This is a genomic window from Hungatella sp. SL.1.14, from assembly GCF_024460495.1.
Classification (GTDB): domain Bacteria; phylum Bacillota; class Clostridia; order Lachnospirales; family Lachnospiraceae; genus Hungatella; species Hungatella hathewayi.
This window is the reverse complement of the sequence record NZ_JANFYJ010000144.1, coordinates 1-412: the sequence shown is the minus strand read 5'-3', so window position 1 is coordinate 412 and position 412 is coordinate 1. Positions and strand designations below refer to the sequence as shown.

The following is a 412-nucleotide window of genomic DNA, read 5'->3' as shown; positions in this document are numbered from 1 at the left end:
CGGAGGGAGAAAAAAGCAGGTTTCAGGATGAGCCTCAGCCGGATGACTGGATCACAGATCAGATATTTTGTGAGCATCTGCGCCTCATCGGCCCCCACGGCGCCAATGAGATCAATATGTGGAATGATGAGACGTTTTCCAGATGGCCAAAGCACCCGGGCAGCTTAAAGACGAAAGACGAGGCAAAGCATTTCATTGACCATTACGATGACAGCGTTAAGTTTACCGATGACAATATTGGTCTGATCACGTCGTGGCTTAAGGAACACGGACTTTACGGAGAAGATCTGGCCATTATCATTACCGCGGACCACGAAGAGGATCTGGGAGAATTCGGGGTCTATGGGGAACACGGCATGGCAGATGAGCCGGTCTGCCATATCCCCCTGATTATCAAATGGCCTGGAGCAGA

The 412-nt window shown here is 50.7% G+C and carries 1 protein-coding gene; it reads left to right on the top strand.

Going from position 1 to position 412, the window contains the following annotated elements:
- The coding region (locus NE473_RS30390) for a sulfatase-like hydrolase/transferase (RefSeq protein WP_256265576.1) at positions 1-412 on the top strand (412 nt) is incomplete at both ends.